The organism is Ornithinimicrobium cavernae (genome assembly GCF_003121625.1).
GTDB classification, from domain to species: Bacteria; Actinomycetota; Actinomycetes; order Actinomycetales; family Dermatophilaceae; genus Ornithinicoccus; species Ornithinicoccus cavernae.
Window position 1 is genome coordinate 86,225 of record NZ_QDDJ01000008.1, and the last position, 14,774, is coordinate 100,998.

The window sequence follows — 14,774 nt, forward strand, 5'->3', positions numbered from 1 at the left end:
ATCGTGACGCGACAGTCTGCCGCTCAGGCTGGGATCAGTCAGCGATCGCCGCGGTAGCCGCCCACGCGGGACGAACGCTCACGGTTGAAGCCACCGTTGCGCCGCTGCGGGCGACCGCGGTAGTTGCCACGCCCTGCCGGCCGCTTCGGGCGCAGCAGGTTGTCCAGCTGCGACTGCGGGATCGCGTCGAACGACGGCTCCCGGCCGCCGGCGGTCTCCAGCACCTCGGCGTCCTGCGGCGTCACCCGGGTCGGCGTGGCGTCGACGCCCGCGCTGTCGAGCATCCGCTGCACCGTCTTCTTCTGGTGCGGGAGTGCCAGGGTCACGACACGACCGTTCTCCCCGGCGCGGGCCGTGCGTCCTGCCCGGTGCAGGTAGTCCTTGTGGTCCGCGGGCGGGTCGGCCTGCAGCACCAGTGACACGTCATCGACGTGAATACCTCGCGCCGCGACGTCGGTGGCCACCAGGACCGGCAACTCGCCGGACTTGAAGGCCTCCAGGACGCGCGTGCGCTGGGCCTGGTTGAGCCCACCGTGCAGGGCGGCCGCGAACACGCCGCACTCCCGCAGCTGCAGAGCCACCCGGTCGGCACCGAGCTTGGTGCGCACGAAGACGACGGTCCGGCCGGTGCGGTTGGCGATCGTCGCGGTGATCGGCTTCTTGTGCTGCGGGTCGATGAGGAACACGTGGTGCTCCATGGTCGAGACGCTCGCGGTCGCGCTGTCCGTCTGGTGGGTCACCGGGTCGGTCAGGTACTTCTTGGCGACCTGGTCGACACCGTGGTCGAGCGTCGCCGAGAAGAGCAGCCGCTGACCGTCCGCAGGCGTGAGGTCGAGGATCTCGGAGATCGCCTCGACGAAGCCCATCTCGGCCATGTGGTCGGCCTCGTCGAGCACCGTGATCTTGACCTCGGAGAGGTCTGCGGCACCACGCTCGAGCAGGTCAGCCAGCCGTCCGGGCGTCGCGACGAGCAGGTCGACGCCCTGCTCGAGACTGCGCAGCTGCGGGGTGTAGGACATGCCGCCCGCCACCAGCTGGTGGCGCAGACGCATGGTGGACAGCAGCGGACGCAGCGCGTCCACGATCTGCATCGCCAGCTCACGGGTGGGCGTCAGGATCAGCGCGTGGGGCTTGTGCGGCCTGGCGCGCTCCCCCTCGGCGAGCCGGTGAATCGTCGGCAGGCCGAAGGCCAGGGTCTTGCCCGAGCCCGTCTGGCCACGACCGAGCAGGTCACGACCCGCCAGGGCGTCCGGGATGGTCGCGGACTGGATCGGGAAGGGCTTGACCAGTCCGAGCTCGGTCAGCCGATCGACCAGCTGGTCGTTCAGGCCGAGGGTGCCGAACTCGTTCGGTCCCTCGTGCACGGGCTTGGCCTGCCTCGGCGCCTGCTCGACACGCTCTTGCACCGGGCGCGGCCGGTCCTCGGAGAAGTGCCGGTTGTCGCGGCGCTCCCGGCGCTCCCAGGTGTGGTGCTGACGCGCCTCGTCCGAGGAGTCACGGTGCGCCGGACGGTCCTCACGGTCCCAGTGACGACGAGGGCCGCGGTCATCGCGCTCAAAGGAACGCTGCGGACGGTCGTCCCTGTCAAAGCGACGGGGACCACGGTCGTCACGGCTGAAGGAGCGCTGCGGCCGGTCATCACGACTGAACGAGCGCTGCGGACGGTCATCCCGCTCAAAACGGCGGGGACCACGGTCGTCAGTGCGGTCGAAGGAACGCTGCGGACGGTCGTCCCGGTCGAAACGACGGGGACCACGGTCATCACGGCTGTAGCCACGCTGCGGCCGGTCATCGCGGTTGAACGAACGCTGCGGACGGTCATCACGGTCGAACGAGCGACGCGGACCCCGGTCGTCAGTGCGGTCGAAGGGGCGCTGCGGACGGTCGTCCCGGTCAAAGCGACGGGGACCACGGTCGTCACGGCTGTAGCCACGCTGCGGCCGGTCGTCCCGGTCAAAACGACGGGGACCACGGTCATCACGGTCGGACGGACGGCGGGGGCCGCGGTCGTCCCGGTCCTTCCAGTCACGCCCCTGGGGACGGTCGCCGTAACGCTTGCCGTCACCCTGACGGTCGTCGCGACGGGGCCGCTCCTCGCGGACCGGACGCTCGGCATACGACTCACGGTCGTCCCTGCGCGAGGAGCGCGGGGACAGCTCACGAGCCTTCCGAGCGACCTTCTTCTGGGCAGCGGTGTGGCGGGGCTTCTTCTTGTGGGCAGGCGCGGAAGCGCGCCCGATGGCCTTGGCCATGGCGTATCGCTCAATTCTGGATCTCGACGAGGTTGGACGCCTCATCGCTCCTCGTGAGCGTGACCGACCTACCTCCAGGTGCTCCATGGCACCCGATGGGCCGCGAGGAACGGTTTGTCCTCCGGCGAGCCCGTCTGGACGGTGCGACAACGCACCACGCGGGCAGATGTCTAGTTTAGCGGACAACCACCTCCGCACGCGAACTCGCAGAGTATGGCGCTCGTCACCCCGGTCGGACAGCGCCAGGCCGAGTGGTCTGTGGGGCAGGCGCCACCACCGAGCCCATGGTCCCGTCGCCCGCTAACGTGACCTGCGTGGAGCGTTTCACCCACGAAGGCCTGACCTTCGACGTCCTCGACGCCGGCCCGCCAGCGGGCAGCGCGGTCGTGCTCCTGCACGGCTTCCCGCAGGACGCGACGGCCTGGGACCAGGTGGCGAGCCGGCTGCACGCGCACGGTCTGCGGACCCTCGCGCCACACCAGCGCGGCTACTCCCCCGGTGCCCGCCCGGGGCGAGTGTCGGCATACCGGATGAAGCACCTGGTCGGCGACGTGCTCGCCCTCCTGGACGCCGCGGGGCTCGAGCAGGCCCACGTCGTCGGGCACGACTGGGGCGGCGCGGTCGCGTGGTCCCTCGCCCAGCACCGCCCGGAGCGGGTGGCAAGCCTGACCGTGCTCTCGACCCCGCTGCCCAGGGCGCTGGCCTGGGCGACACGGCACGGGGACCAGTGGCGGCGCAGCTGGTACCTGCTCGCCTTCCTGGCACCGGTGGCACCCGAGCGGATCCTGGCCCGCCAGCTCGGTGACGGCGCCCTGCTCCGGCAGGGCGTGCCGGACGACCACCAGCAGCGGTATGCCGCTCGGCTGGGTTCCCCTGCTGCCTTGCGGGGCCCGTTGAACTGGTATCGCGCGGCACTGCGGCCCGGGGGCTGGCGCGACCCGTGGCACGAGCTCGACGAGCCCGGTGTGCTCAGTGCGGAGCCCGTGCGGGTGCCCACCACCCTGGTGTGGGGCCGTCGCGACCCCTACCTGGGCCGGGACGCGGTGGAGCGGACGGCACGCCATGTCGAGGCGGACTACCGCTTCGTCGAGCTCGACGCCGGGCACTGGTTGCCCGAGCGCGAGCCGGACGCGGTCGCGACCGCGGTCCTCGCGCGTGCGGGTGGCCCTCAGACCTGAGGACCGTCCTTGGTCAGGTCCTCGGGCTCCTTGATCCTGGTCGGCCTGGCGTACAGGGCGCGGTTCAGGAACCAGGTGAGGGCCCACAGGGCGACACCGATGACCAGCAGCCAACCGGCGATGGCATAGACGGAACCGTCCCGGCCGGTCCAGGGGCCGACCATGTAGGCGCACGCGAGGGCACCGACCACCGGAAGCACGGTGGGCGCGGTGAAGTGCTCGTGGTCGACCGTGTCCTTGCGGACGACCAGGCACGCGACATTGACGACACAGAAGACCCCGAGCAGCAGCAGGGCCGTGACGTCACCGAGGTTCGACACCGAGGTGACCAGCAGGATCAGCGTGATCGCCAGAGCGGTGGTGAAGACGATCGCGGCCCACGGGGTGCGGCGGCCCGGGTGCACCAGGCCGAGCGGCCTGGGCAGCACTCCCTGGTGGGCCATGCCGTAGAGCAGGCGCGAGGCCATCATCATGTTGATCAGGGCAGAGTTCGCCACGGCGAACATCGCGATGAACGGGTAGATCGTGTCGATCGGCAGGTTCGGGGCCCCGCGCTCCACCACCGTCAGCAGGGGTGTGCCGCCCTGGGAGAGCTCCCCGACGGGCACCAGCGCCACGGCCGTCACCGAGACGAGCACGTAGATCAGCCCGGTGAGCACCAGGCCGGTGAGCATCACCTTGGGGAAGATCCGGCTCGGCTCCTTCGTCTCCTCCGCCATGTTGACCGAGTCCTCGAAGCCGACCATGGCGAAGAACGCCAGCCCGGTCGCCGCCGTCACGGCCATGAACGCGTTCTTGCCGCTCGGGCTCTCGAACACCGTGATGCGGGAGAAGTCGACCTCGGCCCCGGAGAACCCTGCGACGGCCCACAACCCGACGAAGATCACCAGGAGCAGACCGGACAGCTCGATCAGCGTCAGGACCACGTTGGCCTTGACCGACTCGGCGACGCCACGGAAGTTGATCGCCATCACCAGCAGGATGAAGCAGACCGCCCCCACGGTGATCGCCGCGCCGTTGACCACCGCCTGACCCTCTGGGTCGGTCTCGACGAACCAGCTGAAGCCCTTGAACATGTTCTCGGCGAACGCCCGGGAAGCCGTCGAGGCGGAGGTGATGCCGCTGGCCATCACCGTGAAGGTGACCAGGAACGTGAGGAAGTGCACCTCGAACGCGCGGTGGACGAAGGAGGCGGCCCCACCGGCGCGCGGGTACTTGGTGACCAGCTCCAGGTAGCTGAACGCGGTGATGATGGCGATCGCGAAGGCCACGATGAACGGCAGCCAGACGGCACCACCGACCTCGCCGGCGACCTTCCCGGTCAGGGCGTAGATGCCTGTGCCGAGGATGTCCCCCACGATGAAGAGCAGCAGCAGCTTGGGCCCGAGCACCCGCTTGAGCTCGGTCTCCTCCTCGCCGCCGGCCTTGTCCAGCGTCACGTCACTCATGTCGTCTCCTCACAGACAACCGTCCCAACCGGACATTGGGCTATTCGGTCAGAGTGACGCAGGCCACGTTCGATGGCAAGCACCGCCGGCATTCTTTGCCGAATGCAGACGGGTGGGTGACCAGACGATCCGTTGGCCGTAGTCTTCGGTTGGCCCCGCTACCAGGAGGGGTGCCACGCACGGCGTACCTCCACGGCACGAGCAAGGGGCCAGCGATGTCCGACTTCTTCGAGATGGTCAACACCGCGCTCGTGGCTGCCACGGACTCCTGGTGGCTGCTGCCCGTGACCTTCCTGCTCATCGTGCTGGACGGCGTCTTCCCCGCCGTGCCGAGCGAGGCATTGGTGATGGGTCTGGCGGCCCTGGCCCCGACCGCCCGGCCCGACCTGTTCGCGCTCGGCACGGTGGCCGCCCTCGCCGCCGTGGCCGGGGACAACCTGGCCTTCGTGATCGGCCGGACCCTGGGCCCCACGCGGTTCCGGTGGTGGCGCGGCCCTCGTATGACGGCAGCCCTGGCGGGCGCGCGGCAGCACCTCGACCGTCGGCCGGCCACCGTCATCCTGACCGGCCGGTTCGTGCCGGTCGGGCGGGTCGCGGTGTACCTGACCGCGGGTGCCAGTGGCTTCCCGCACCGGCGGTTCCTGCCGATCAGCGTGCTCGGTGGAGCGGTCTGGTCGGTCTACATGCTGGGGCTCGGTCTGCTCGCCGGGGCGCTGGTGGACGGCAACCCGCTGCTCGGAGCCCTCGTGGGCATCCTGCTCTCCCTGGCGCTCGGGACCTGCGCCGACCTGGGGCTGCGGTGGCGGCGGCTGCGCCTCGCACGCGTGGCGTAGACCCCGCACCGAGCCGGCCCACCAGCTCTGGGCGTGCCCTCGGTCAGATCACGCCCTGGGCGATCATCGCGTCCGCAACCTGCACGAAGGCCGAGGCGTTCGCGCCGAGGACGTAGTTGCCCGGGACGTCGTACTCCTCGGCGGTCGCCGCGCAGCGCTCGTGGATGCCACGCATGATCTCGGCGAGGCGCTCCTCGGTGTGCTCGAACGTCCACGAGTCACGGGAGGCGTTCTGCTGCATCTCCAGCGCGCTCGTCGCGACGCCGCCGGCGTTGGCGGCCTTGCCCGGCGCGAACAGGACACCGGCCTCGCGGAGGATCCGGACAGCCTCGGGCGTGGCGGGCATGTTGGCACCCTCACCGACAGCGACACAACCGTTCTTGACCAGGGCGAGCGCACCGTCGTCGTCCAGCTCGTTCTGCGTGGCGCACGGGAGCGCGACCTTGCACGGCACGTCCCAGATGGAGCCGCCGGCAACGTACTGGGCGCCCCGCTCCTGGGCATACTCGGAGATCCGGGCCCGCCGGACCTCCTTGACGTCCTTGAGCAGCTCGAGGTCGATGCCCCGCTCGTCGACCACATAGCCGCTGGAGTCCGAGCAGGCCACGACCGTGCCACCGAGCTGGTGCACCTTCTCGATCGCGTAGATCGCCACATTCCCTGAGCCGGAGACGACGACCCGTTGACCGTCGAACGACCCGCCCTTGCTGTGGAGCATCTCCTCGACGAAGTAGACGAGCCCGTAGCCCGTCGCCTCGCGTCGGACCTGGGACCCGCCCCAGCCCAGACCCTTGCCGGTCAGGACCGCCGACTCGTAGCGGTTGGTGATCCGCTTGTACTGACCGAACAGGTAGCCGATCTCCCGGCCGCCGACCCCGATATCGCCTGCCGGGACGTCGGTGTACTCCCCGATGTGGCGGTAGAGCTCCGTCATGAACGACTGGCAGAAGCGCATGACCTCCATCTCCGAGCGCCCCTTGGGGTCGAAGTCAGAGCCGCCCTTGCCGCCGCCGATCGGGAGTCCGGTCAGTGCGTTCTTGAAGATCTGCTCGAAGCCGAGGAACTTCACCGTGCCCAGCAGCACCGACGGGTGGAACCGCAGGCCGCCCTTGTAGGGGCCGAGGGCGGAGTTGAACTCGACCCGGAACCCGCGGTTGATCTCGATCCGCCCCTGGTCGTCGACCCACGGCACCCGGAAGATGATCTGCCGCTCCGGCTCGCACACCCGCGCGATCACCCTGGCGTCGGCGTAGCCGGGGTGCTTGCGCACCACAGTGCCGAGACTGTCCAGCACCTCGAGCACCGCCTGGTGGAACTCGGTCTCGCCGGGGTTGCGCTGAAGGACCTGCTCGTAGAGTGGTTGCAGGGCCGGATCCAGGTGGTGCATGCGGACAACTCCCGTTCACTAAGGGTGGGCGGAGGGGCCAGAATATACGGAGTTACGCATACTCATGCACCGTTGTGGCGGTTCTCACCTTCGGCCCGAGCCCGGTTCTCGCCCTCGGCCGCGGCCCGGGCACCAGGGTGTGACTGGTACCGGCCTCCCCCGATGTTGACGCCTCAGCGGACCCCGGTGGCGCTCTCCTGCAGCCAACCTGCGCGCTCAGCGAGCACCGCGACCTCGACCCGACTCGTGCAACCGAGGCGGGTGAGGACCGCGCCGAGGTGGCTCTTGACCGTGGCCTCACTGACGTAGAGCGCGCGTGCCACGTCGGCGTTGGACAGGCCCTGGGCGACACGGATCACGATCTGGCGCTCCCTCTCGGTGAGCTTCGCAAGACGGCCGGCGGTCTCCTGTCGCCCGGTGACCACCGGATGCCTGGCGACGTGCTGGAAGAGCTCGGGGACACTGGCCGGTGAGAGGACGCCCTCCCCCGCGGCGACCCTCCTGACCGCGTCGATGATGTCGGAGGGTCCGGCGGTCTTCAGCAGGAATCCGTGTGCGCCCGCCTCCACCGCTCTCATCACCGCCGAGTCCTCGGCAAAGGTCGTCAGCACGATCACCCTCGGAGGGTTGGGCTGTCCGACCAGCTCGCGGGTCGCCGTGATGCCGTCGACGCGGGCCATGCGGACGTCCATGAGCACGACGTCGGGGTGGTGCCGCTGCACGGCGCCGACGACCTGGTCTCCGTCGCCGACACTGCCCACGACGGAGATGTCCACAGCGGAGGACAGCATGAGCTCCAGACCAGAGCAGACCAGAGGATCGTCGTCCACGAGCAGCACGCGCACCGGCTGACTCTGACCGCGCACCGGCGGCGACTCACCACTCACCACCTGGGTCTCGCCGCTCACCACCTGGGTCTCGCCGCTCACCACCTGCGTCTCGCGGCTCACCGAACGGCCTCCGTCGCGGTGGCCCAGGGAAGGTGCACGGCAACCCGGAAGGTCTGACTGTCGTCGAGCCCGTGGCGCATCGTGCCGTTCCACAGGGCAACGCGCTCGGAGATCCCGGTCAACCCGTTGCCCGCCGGTCCGGGCGCCTGCGTCGTCAGGCGGTTGGCCGTCTCGATCCGAATCCCGTCGGTGGGACCGCCCTGGACCAGGAGCCGCACGGGTGCTCCGGGGGCGTGCCGGCGGGCATTGGTCAGCAGCTCCTGGACGATCCGGTAGACCGCGCGAGCCAGGGCCGGATCGGCGTCCTCGGCCTGGGAGAGGTAGACGGTCGAGATGACCGGCATGCCGCCGTCGACTGTCTCGTCGATGACCGTCGGCAGGTCGGTGAGCGACGGCATCGCCGTCCGGTTGAAGGCGGTCGCCTCGGGCTCGCGCAGAACCCGTAGCAGCGAGCGCAGGTCATCCATGGCCTGCTGGGCGCTCTCCCGGATCAGGGCGGCGCTGTGCGACAGCCTCGGATCAGCCACGGCAGCCACCTGTAGACCGCCGGCGTGCAGGGACAGCAGCGAGAGGCGGTGCCCGATCACGTCGTGGACCTCCCGCGCGATGAGGTCACGCTCGGCCTGCCGCCCGAGACGGTCACTCAGCAGGTCGCGGCTGTGTTGGGCAGCCTGTGCGCGTCCGAGGGTGACGACCAGCGCCTGTCTGTTGCGCATGAAGAGCCCCGCGGCAACCGAGCTGCCGAGCAGGGACAGGGCCACGATCAACGGGACCCAGACAGCCAGGTCCACCTCGACAGCCTGCCCCGGGGCGTGTGAGGACGTCATCGACTTGAGCATCGAGGACTCGGTGGTCGCGCCGGAGGCGTCACGGAACAGGGCTGTTGCCGTCGACGCTCCGACCAGGCCGACACACGCCCAGACCCAGCGGCCGGCGCGGGACCGCACCAGTGCCGCCAGGGCAAACAGGGCCGCGGTGGCGTCCAGCGGCAGGACCAGGGGCAGTGCGGCGGCCACCAGTGTGGCGGCATACGGCGCGGTATGCCGGTGCCACAGCGCGCCGACGGCGACAAAGGCCCCGAGCAGGGCCAGCAGGATCGCGGTGTTCTGTATGTTGCTCAACTCTCCCGTCGTGGAGGACTCGGCGAACCTGGCCAGGGCCGCGCCCAGCGCGAGCAGCGAACCGGACAGGCAGGCCATGACCATGAGAGCGAACCGGGCACCGCGCCCCATCAGGCGCAGGCGGGGCGAACCGCTCTCGGACACCCGCAGTGCGGGCGAGAGGGGCCCGGCACTCGGCGACATCGTGGACATGCCGACGACAGTAGGAGGGACCACCGACAGAGCGGCACCACCGATCGGGCACAGCCACCCCAGGGACCGGTAGCCGATCGGCTAGTCGACGCTGCCCGTTCGGGCGATGTGGGCTGGTGCTCGTGCGCGGTGTGCTGGTCACACCAATCCGAGAACCTAGGAGTCACCGTGACCAACACTCCCCCGCCACCCCCGCCCGGCCAGCCCCACGGACAGCCGCAGTACGGCCGCGAATGGCAGGACCCGCACCCAGACCAGCCCTATGGCCAGGGCCAGCCGTACCCGCCCGGCCAGCAGAACTGGGGGCCCGGCCATCCGCCCGCTCCCCCCGTCCCTCCCCAGCCCGAGGCGAAGAAGTCCTGGTTCCGCCGGCACAAGATCATGACGGGGCTGCTGGCCCTCGTCGCGCTGATCACGGTGGTCAACCTCGCCAGCGGCGGCGGGAACGACAGTCCCACCGCAGCCGACGAGCCCGCGACCGTCGTGGAGCAGGCACCGGCAGGGAACGACGCACCCGACGCGGCGGAGAAGGAGGCCGCCGAAGAGAAGGCCGCCGAAGAGAAGGCCGCCGAAGAGAAGGCCGCCGAAGAGAAGGCCGCCGAAGAGAAGGCCGCCGAAGAAGAGGCCGCCGAAGAAGAGGCCGCCGAGGCTCCGGGTCTGGAGGACGCCGTCCGAGACGGCAGCTTCGAGTTCGTCGTCACCGGTGTGGAGACCGGCCTGACCACCATCGGTGAGGGCTTCACCGAGGAGTCGCCCCAGGGACAGTTCGTCCTGATCGACATCACCGTGACCAACATCGGCGACAAGGGCACCACGCTTTTCGACAGCAACCAGGTGCTCATCGACGAGCAGGGCCGCCAGCACAACACCTCGAGCGCGAGCATATGGCTGGACGAGGGGCTCTGGCTCGACGAGATCAACCCGGGCAACTCGATGAGCGGGGTCCTGCTCTATGACATCCCGGCCGATGCTGTCCCGACCTCACTGGAGCTGCACGACTCGATGTTCTCCGGTGGCGTCACGGTCTCGCTGCAGTAGTCACGACGCTGGCCCGCAGCTGGTGCCCGGCTCCAGCGGTCACCGACCGCTGGAGCCGGCTGGTGTGCCGACAGCCGGGTCAGCCCCGGTCGGCGCCCCGGCCCCGACGGTCAGCGCACCACGCGGAACCACAGCTCCTCGGTGTCCGAGATCTTCTCGAGCCGCACCTCCGGATCACCGGTGTCCGCGAAGGCCCTGGTCCCGCCACCGAGCAGGACCGGGGCCACGAACAAGAGGATCTCGTCCAACAACCCGGCACGCAGACAGGCCTGGGCGGTTGCGGCTCCCAGGACGTTCACATAGCGCCCACCGGCCAGCTCCCGAGATCGCTCGACCGCTCGCAGGAGGTCGTCCTCGAACTCGACGCCCGGAATCGGATCGGGCGGCGGGGTGCTGGTGAGCACGACGGTCATGCCGGTGTACTGCCCACCGAAGGCGCCCTCGGAGTCGGTGCCCGCGTTGGGGTCGTCACCACGGAAGGTGCGCCCACCGACCAGGAGGCAACCGATCCGGGTGTGCAGGGACGCAGCCGTGGCGCCCCACTCGCCGGGGTGTCTGTTGAGCCACGACATGTCACCACCGGGTCCGGCGATGAAGCCGTCGAGCGACATGGTGGCGGAGTAGAGCAGCGCGGCCATGGTGTCTCCTTGGTCTCACTGTTGGCTGACTCCTGCCGCGGGCCGAACTCATCGCCCTCTCCCTGCCACGTCCGGACGGGTGATGATGTGGACGCCATCGGCCGGTAGGTGGGCGCGGGCGCAGGCCCGGCCGGCACGTAGGGTCCGCAGTGTGAGCACCACTGTCTGGCGGGCGCCCGGGATGCGCCCGTTGTTGAGCATGAGCTTCCTGGGCTTCTGCGGATATGCCGCCCTGCTGCCCGCCGCACCCCTCTGGGCCGTCCACGGCGGGGCGGACGAGGCAGGATCCGGCCTGGTCAACGGCGTCTTCATGGCGCTCACCGTGCTGACCCAGCTGCTGGTCCCGACCGGGCTGCGCCGGCTCGGCTGGGGTCCCGTCATGGCGGCCGGGATGGTGCTGCTCGGCCTGCCCTCGCTGCTGCACCTGATCAGTGACGACCTCTGGGTTGTGCTTGTCCTCTCGGCGGTGCGCGGGATGGGCTTCGGTGTCCTGACCGTGACCGGCAGCGCAGTGATCGCCGACCTGGTGCCATCCACCCAGCGGGGCCGGGCCGTGGGGGCCTACGGCCTGGCGATCGCCTCCACCCAGGTGGTGCTCCTGCCGGCGGCGCCCTGGCTCGCCGACACCATCGGCTACGGAGTGGTCTTCGGGCTCGGGGCACTGCCCCTCCTCGGTGCCCCGGCCGCACTCGCCCTCGCCAGGGTCCTGCACGCCCGACCCGCACCCGAGGACACCGGCGACCGAGCGCCATACCGGCAGTTGATCCGCCCCATGCTCCTGCTGCTTGCCGTCACCCTGGCGGGAGGAGCCCTGATCACGTTCACCGCCCAGATGAGCAGCAGCTCCACGCTCACCGTGGTGGCACTGCTGCTGTTCTCCGTGACGGCGGCGCTGTCCCGCTGGCGGGTCGGTGCCCTGGCCGACCGCTCGGGGCCGCAACGGTTCGTCTGGCCGCTCGTGGTCCTGAGCGCCGTGGCGATGGTCGTGATCGCGTGGTCCGTCCGTGACCGGGGCGCCACCGTCGCGGTTGCCCTGCTCGTCGGGATGGCCGCCGTGGGTGTCTGCTACGGCGGGTTGCAGAACCTCACGATGCTCATCACCTTCGCCTCGGTGACCCGTCGCCACTTCAGCCAGGCGAGTGCGGTGTGGAACGTCGGCTTCGACGCGGGCACCGGGCTCGGCTCAGTCGTCGTGGGGCTGGTGGCTGCCGGCAGCTCGTTCAGCACGGCGATGCTCGTCGTGGCCGGCACGTGTCTGGCGACGCTCCCCCTGGCGCTCGCGCGCAGTCGTCCCTAGGACTCTCTGCCTACCGGCGCCCGCCCCTCGTCCGCAGACCTGGCGCCGCCGGGAATGCGCTCGAGGGTGACCACGATCCGCGGGTCTGGTCGCTCCGGGACGCCGTCGCTATCGCGACGCCGTCGCCCGGCCCCTGATCGGCCACCGGCCGCCCTCACGAGGGACGCCTCAGGCGTCGATCCGCTCCCGGTCCAGCTCGTCGGCGGAGGCGATGATGAAGTCCTTGCGGGGTGCGACGTCCGAGCCCATCAGGAGGTCAAAGATCTGCTCGGCGACGGCCGCGTCGTCCAGGGTGACCCGTCGCAGCGTCCGGTGGCGGGGGTCCATCGTGGTCTCGGCCAGCTGGTCGGCGTCCATCTCCCCGAGGCCCTTGTAGCGCTGCATGGGCTGCTTGATGCTGCGGCCCGCCTTGGTGAGCGCCGCCACCTTCGTGCGCATCTCCTGCTCGGAGTAGGTGTAGATCATCTCGCCCGGTCGTCGGCCGTTGGCGCTGACCTCGATGCGGTGCAGCGGTGGCATCGCGGCGAAGACCCGGCCGGCCTCGACGAGCGGGCGCATGTAGCGGAAGAACAGGGTGAGCAGCAGGGTGCGGATGTGGGCGCCGTCGACGTCGGCGTCGGTCATGATGATGACCTTGCCGTAGCGCGCCAGGTCGAGGTCGAAGGTCCGGCCGGAGCCGGCCCCGATCACCTGGATGATCGCCCCGCACTCGGCGTTGTTGAGCATGTCCGAGATCGAGGCCTTCTGGACGTTGAGGATCTTGCCCCGGATCGGGAGCAGGGCCTGGTAGTCCGAGGTGCGTGCCAGCTTGGCGGTGCCCAGCGCGCTGTCCCCCTCGACGATGAACAGCTCGGTCTTGTCCTGGTCCGTCGAGCGGCAGTCGGCCAGCTTGGCCGGCAACGAGGAGGACTCCAGGGCGTTCTTGCGGCGCTGGGTCTCCTTGTGCACCCGGGCGGAGATACGTGTCTTCATCTCCGCGACGACCTTCTCCAGCAGCTGGCTGGACTGGGCCTTCTGGTCCCGCTTGGTCGAGGTGAGGATCGCGGTGAGCTCCTTCTCCACGACCCGCCCCACGATCGAGCGGACCGCGCTGGTGCCCAGCACCTCCTTGGTCTGTCCCTCGAACTGGGGCTCCGCGAGCCGCACGGTGACGACCGCGGTGAGACCAGCCAGGATGTCGTCCTTCTCGACCTTGTCGTTGCCCACCTTGAGTCGGCGCGAGTTGGTCTCCAGCTGCTTCTTGAACACCTTGAGCACGGCCTGCTCGAAGCCGCTGACGTGGGTGCCGCCCTTGGGCGTCGCGATGATGTTGACGAAGCTCCGGGTGATCGTGTCGTAGCCCGTCCCCCAGCGCACGGCGATGTCGACCTGGCACTCGCGCTCGACGTCCTTGGGGCTCATGTGCCCCTTGGAGTCCAGCACCGGCACGGTCTCGGTGAACGTGCCACTGCCCTGCAGCCGCCAGGTGTCCGTGAGCGCCGGGTCGGCCGCCATGAACTCCGCGAACTCGGTGATCCCGCCGTCGTAGGTGAACGCCTCCTCGGAGGGCTCCTCACCACGCTCGTCGCGGATCACCATCGTCAGGCCAGGCACGAGGAAGGCGGTCTGCCGGGCGCGGGCGACCAGGTCCTCGTAGGAGAACTGAGCGGACTTCAGGAAGATCTGCGGGTCGGCCCAGTAGCGGATGCGCGAACCGCTCACGCCCCGCTTGAGGCGTCCCTTGGTGCGCAGCTCGGAGGTCCGCTCGAACGCCTCGAACGGCGCGTCCGGACTCGGCTCGCCCTTGTCGGTGAAGACGCCCGGCTCACCGCGCCGGAAGCTCATCAGGTGGGTCTTGCCGCCCCGGTCGACCTCGACGTCCAGCCGGGCCGAGAGGGCGTTGACCACGGAGGCGCCGACGCCGTGCAGCCCGCCCGAGGCGGTGTAGGAGCCGCCGCCGAACTTGCCGCCCGCGTGCAGCTTGGTGAAGACCACCTCGACACCTGTCAGCCCGGTCCGGGGCTCGACGTCGATGGGGATGCCACGGCCGTTGTCCCGCACCTCGACGGACCCGTCGGCCATCAGGATGACCTCGATCCGGTCGCCGAAACCGCCGAGCGCCTCGTCCACGGAGTTGTCGATGATCTCCCACAGGCAGTGCATCAGACCCCGTGCGTCGGTCGAGCCGACGTACATCCCCGGGCGCTTGCGGACGGCCTCCAGGCCCTCGAGGACCTGCAGGTGTCTGGCCGAGTAGTCCTGCGCCACGGGTGGTGCTCCTTCTGCTGCGGGTTGGTCGCCAGCAGGTTAACCCCGCGGCCGGACCACAGCGGGAAGGCGCAGCGTGACCAGCCACGTTCTCGTTGTGCCGAGAGCGGAAATGCAACGGACGACGGCGTTTGGGCGTCAGAGGAACAGGAGGACGTGCTTGACTGTTATGCGTAGTGACAGACAGAGGCGT

The 14,774-nt window shown here is 69.8% G+C and carries 12 protein-coding genes; 5 read left to right on the forward strand and 7 right to left on the reverse strand.

The genetic code is table 11. From position 1 onward, the window contains the following. Positions 1-38: 38 nt before the first annotated feature. Entirely contained in the window at positions 39-1,406 is a 1,368-nt protein-coding gene (locus DA085_RS21600) for a DEAD/DEAH box helicase (RefSeq protein ID WP_237565444.1), read from the reverse strand. Between the two features lie 93 nt (positions 1,407-1,499). Between DA085_RS21600 and DA085_RS21605 the strand changes: the two genes are divergently transcribed. Both DA085_RS21605 and DA085_RS10660 read left to right on the forward strand, forming a co-directional pair. Further along, on the forward strand, positions 1,500-2,309 hold the full coding sequence (locus DA085_RS21605; RefSeq protein ID WP_237565445.1) for a hypothetical protein: 810 nt from the start codon (positions 1,500-1,502) through the stop codon (positions 2,307-2,309). A gap of 227 nt (positions 2,310-2,536) precedes the next feature. Beyond that, complete coding sequence (locus DA085_RS10660) at positions 2,537-3,430, forward strand: alpha/beta fold hydrolase (RefSeq protein ID WP_109472955.1); 894 nt, start codon at positions 2,537-2,539, stop codon at positions 3,428-3,430. Here the strand turns inward: DA085_RS10660 and DA085_RS10665 are convergent. Then, on the reverse strand, positions 3,421-4,878 hold the full coding sequence (locus DA085_RS10665; protein ID WP_109472956.1) for an APC family permease: 1,458 nt from the start codon (positions 4,876-4,878) through the stop codon (positions 3,421-3,423). The genes DA085_RS10660 and DA085_RS10665 overlap by 10 nt on opposite strands. Positions 4,879-5,093: 215 nt before the next feature. Here DA085_RS10665 and DA085_RS10670 point away from each other — a divergent pair, with 215 nt between their 5' ends. Next, positions 5,094-5,711 carry a DedA family protein gene (locus tag DA085_RS10670; RefSeq protein ID WP_154402170.1) on the forward strand — a complete coding sequence of 206 codons (618 nt, stop codon included), beginning with the start codon at positions 5,094-5,096 and terminating at the stop codon, positions 5,709-5,711. Positions 5,712-5,754: 43 nt separating this feature from the next. Here the strand turns inward: DA085_RS10670 and gdhA are convergent, their stop codons facing one another. From gdhA to DA085_RS10685, 3 genes are all read right to left on the reverse strand, one after another. Next, entirely contained in the window at positions 5,755-7,098 is a 1,344-nt protein-coding gene (gene gdhA / locus DA085_RS10675) for an NADP-specific glutamate dehydrogenase (protein ID WP_109472958.1), read from the reverse strand. Between the two features lie 173 nt (positions 7,099-7,271). Then, on the reverse strand, positions 7,272-8,048 hold the full coding sequence (locus tag DA085_RS10680) for a response regulator (RefSeq protein WP_237565447.1): 777 nt from the start codon (positions 8,046-8,048) through the stop codon (positions 7,272-7,274). Next, entirely contained in the window at positions 8,045-9,361 is a 1,317-nt protein-coding gene (locus DA085_RS10685) for a sensor histidine kinase (protein WP_109472959.1), read from the reverse strand. The genes DA085_RS10680 and DA085_RS10685 overlap by 4 nt, the downstream gene beginning before the upstream one ends. Before the next feature lie 168 nt (positions 9,362-9,529). Between DA085_RS10685 and DA085_RS10690 the strand changes: the two genes are divergently transcribed. Then, positions 9,530-10,399 carry a DUF4352 domain-containing protein gene (locus tag DA085_RS10690; protein WP_154402171.1) on the forward strand — a complete coding sequence of 290 codons (870 nt, stop codon included), beginning with the start codon at positions 9,530-9,532 and terminating at the stop codon, positions 10,397-10,399. A gap of 110 nt (positions 10,400-10,509) precedes the next feature. On the opposite strand, the gene DA085_RS10695 is transcribed toward DA085_RS10690, so the two are convergent. Continuing rightward, positions 10,510-11,037, reverse strand: a complete 528-nt coding sequence (locus DA085_RS10695; protein ID WP_109472961.1) for a dihydrofolate reductase family protein — start codon at positions 11,035-11,037, stop codon at positions 10,510-10,512. A 151-nt stretch (positions 11,038-11,188) separates the two neighbouring features. On the opposite strand from DA085_RS10695, the gene DA085_RS10700 reads away from it, so the two are divergent. Then, entirely contained in the window at positions 11,189-12,334 is a 1,146-nt protein-coding gene (locus tag DA085_RS10700) for an MFS transporter (protein WP_237565448.1), read from the forward strand. Between the two features lie 168 nt (positions 12,335-12,502). Here DA085_RS10700 and DA085_RS10705 read toward each other — a convergent pair whose 3' ends face one another. Beyond that, the gene (locus tag DA085_RS10705; RefSeq protein WP_109472963.1) at positions 12,503-14,581 is read right to left on the reverse strand and encodes a DNA gyrase/topoisomerase IV subunit B; all 2,079 of its coding nucleotides are present in this window, start codon (positions 14,579-14,581) and stop codon (positions 12,503-12,505) included. Between the last annotated feature and the right edge of the window lie 193 nt (positions 14,582-14,774).

Bases quoted from the DNA above. Each gene is read 5' to 3' on its own strand.
- DA085_RS10660 (WP_109472955.1), top strand. From the start codon at position 2,537: ATGGTCCCGTCGCCCGCTAACGTGACCTGCGTGGAGCGTTTCACCCAC.
- DA085_RS10665 (WP_109472956.1), bottom strand. From the start codon at position 4,878: ATGAGTGACGTGACGCTGGACAAGGCCGGCGGCGAGGAGGAGACCGAG.
- DA085_RS10670 (WP_154402170.1), top strand. From the start codon at position 5,094: ATGTCCGACTTCTTCGAGATGGTCAACACCGCGCTCGTGGCTGCCACG.
- gdhA (WP_109472958.1), bottom strand. From the start codon at position 7,098: ATGCACCACCTGGATCCGGCCCTGCAACCACTCTACGAGCAGGTCCTT.
- DA085_RS10685 (WP_109472959.1), bottom strand. From the start codon at position 9,361: ATGTCCACGATGTCGCCGAGTGCCGGGCCCCTCTCGCCCGCACTGCGG.
- DA085_RS10695 (WP_109472961.1), bottom strand. From the start codon at position 11,037: ATGGCCGCGCTGCTCTACTCCGCCACCATGTCGCTCGACGGCTTCATC.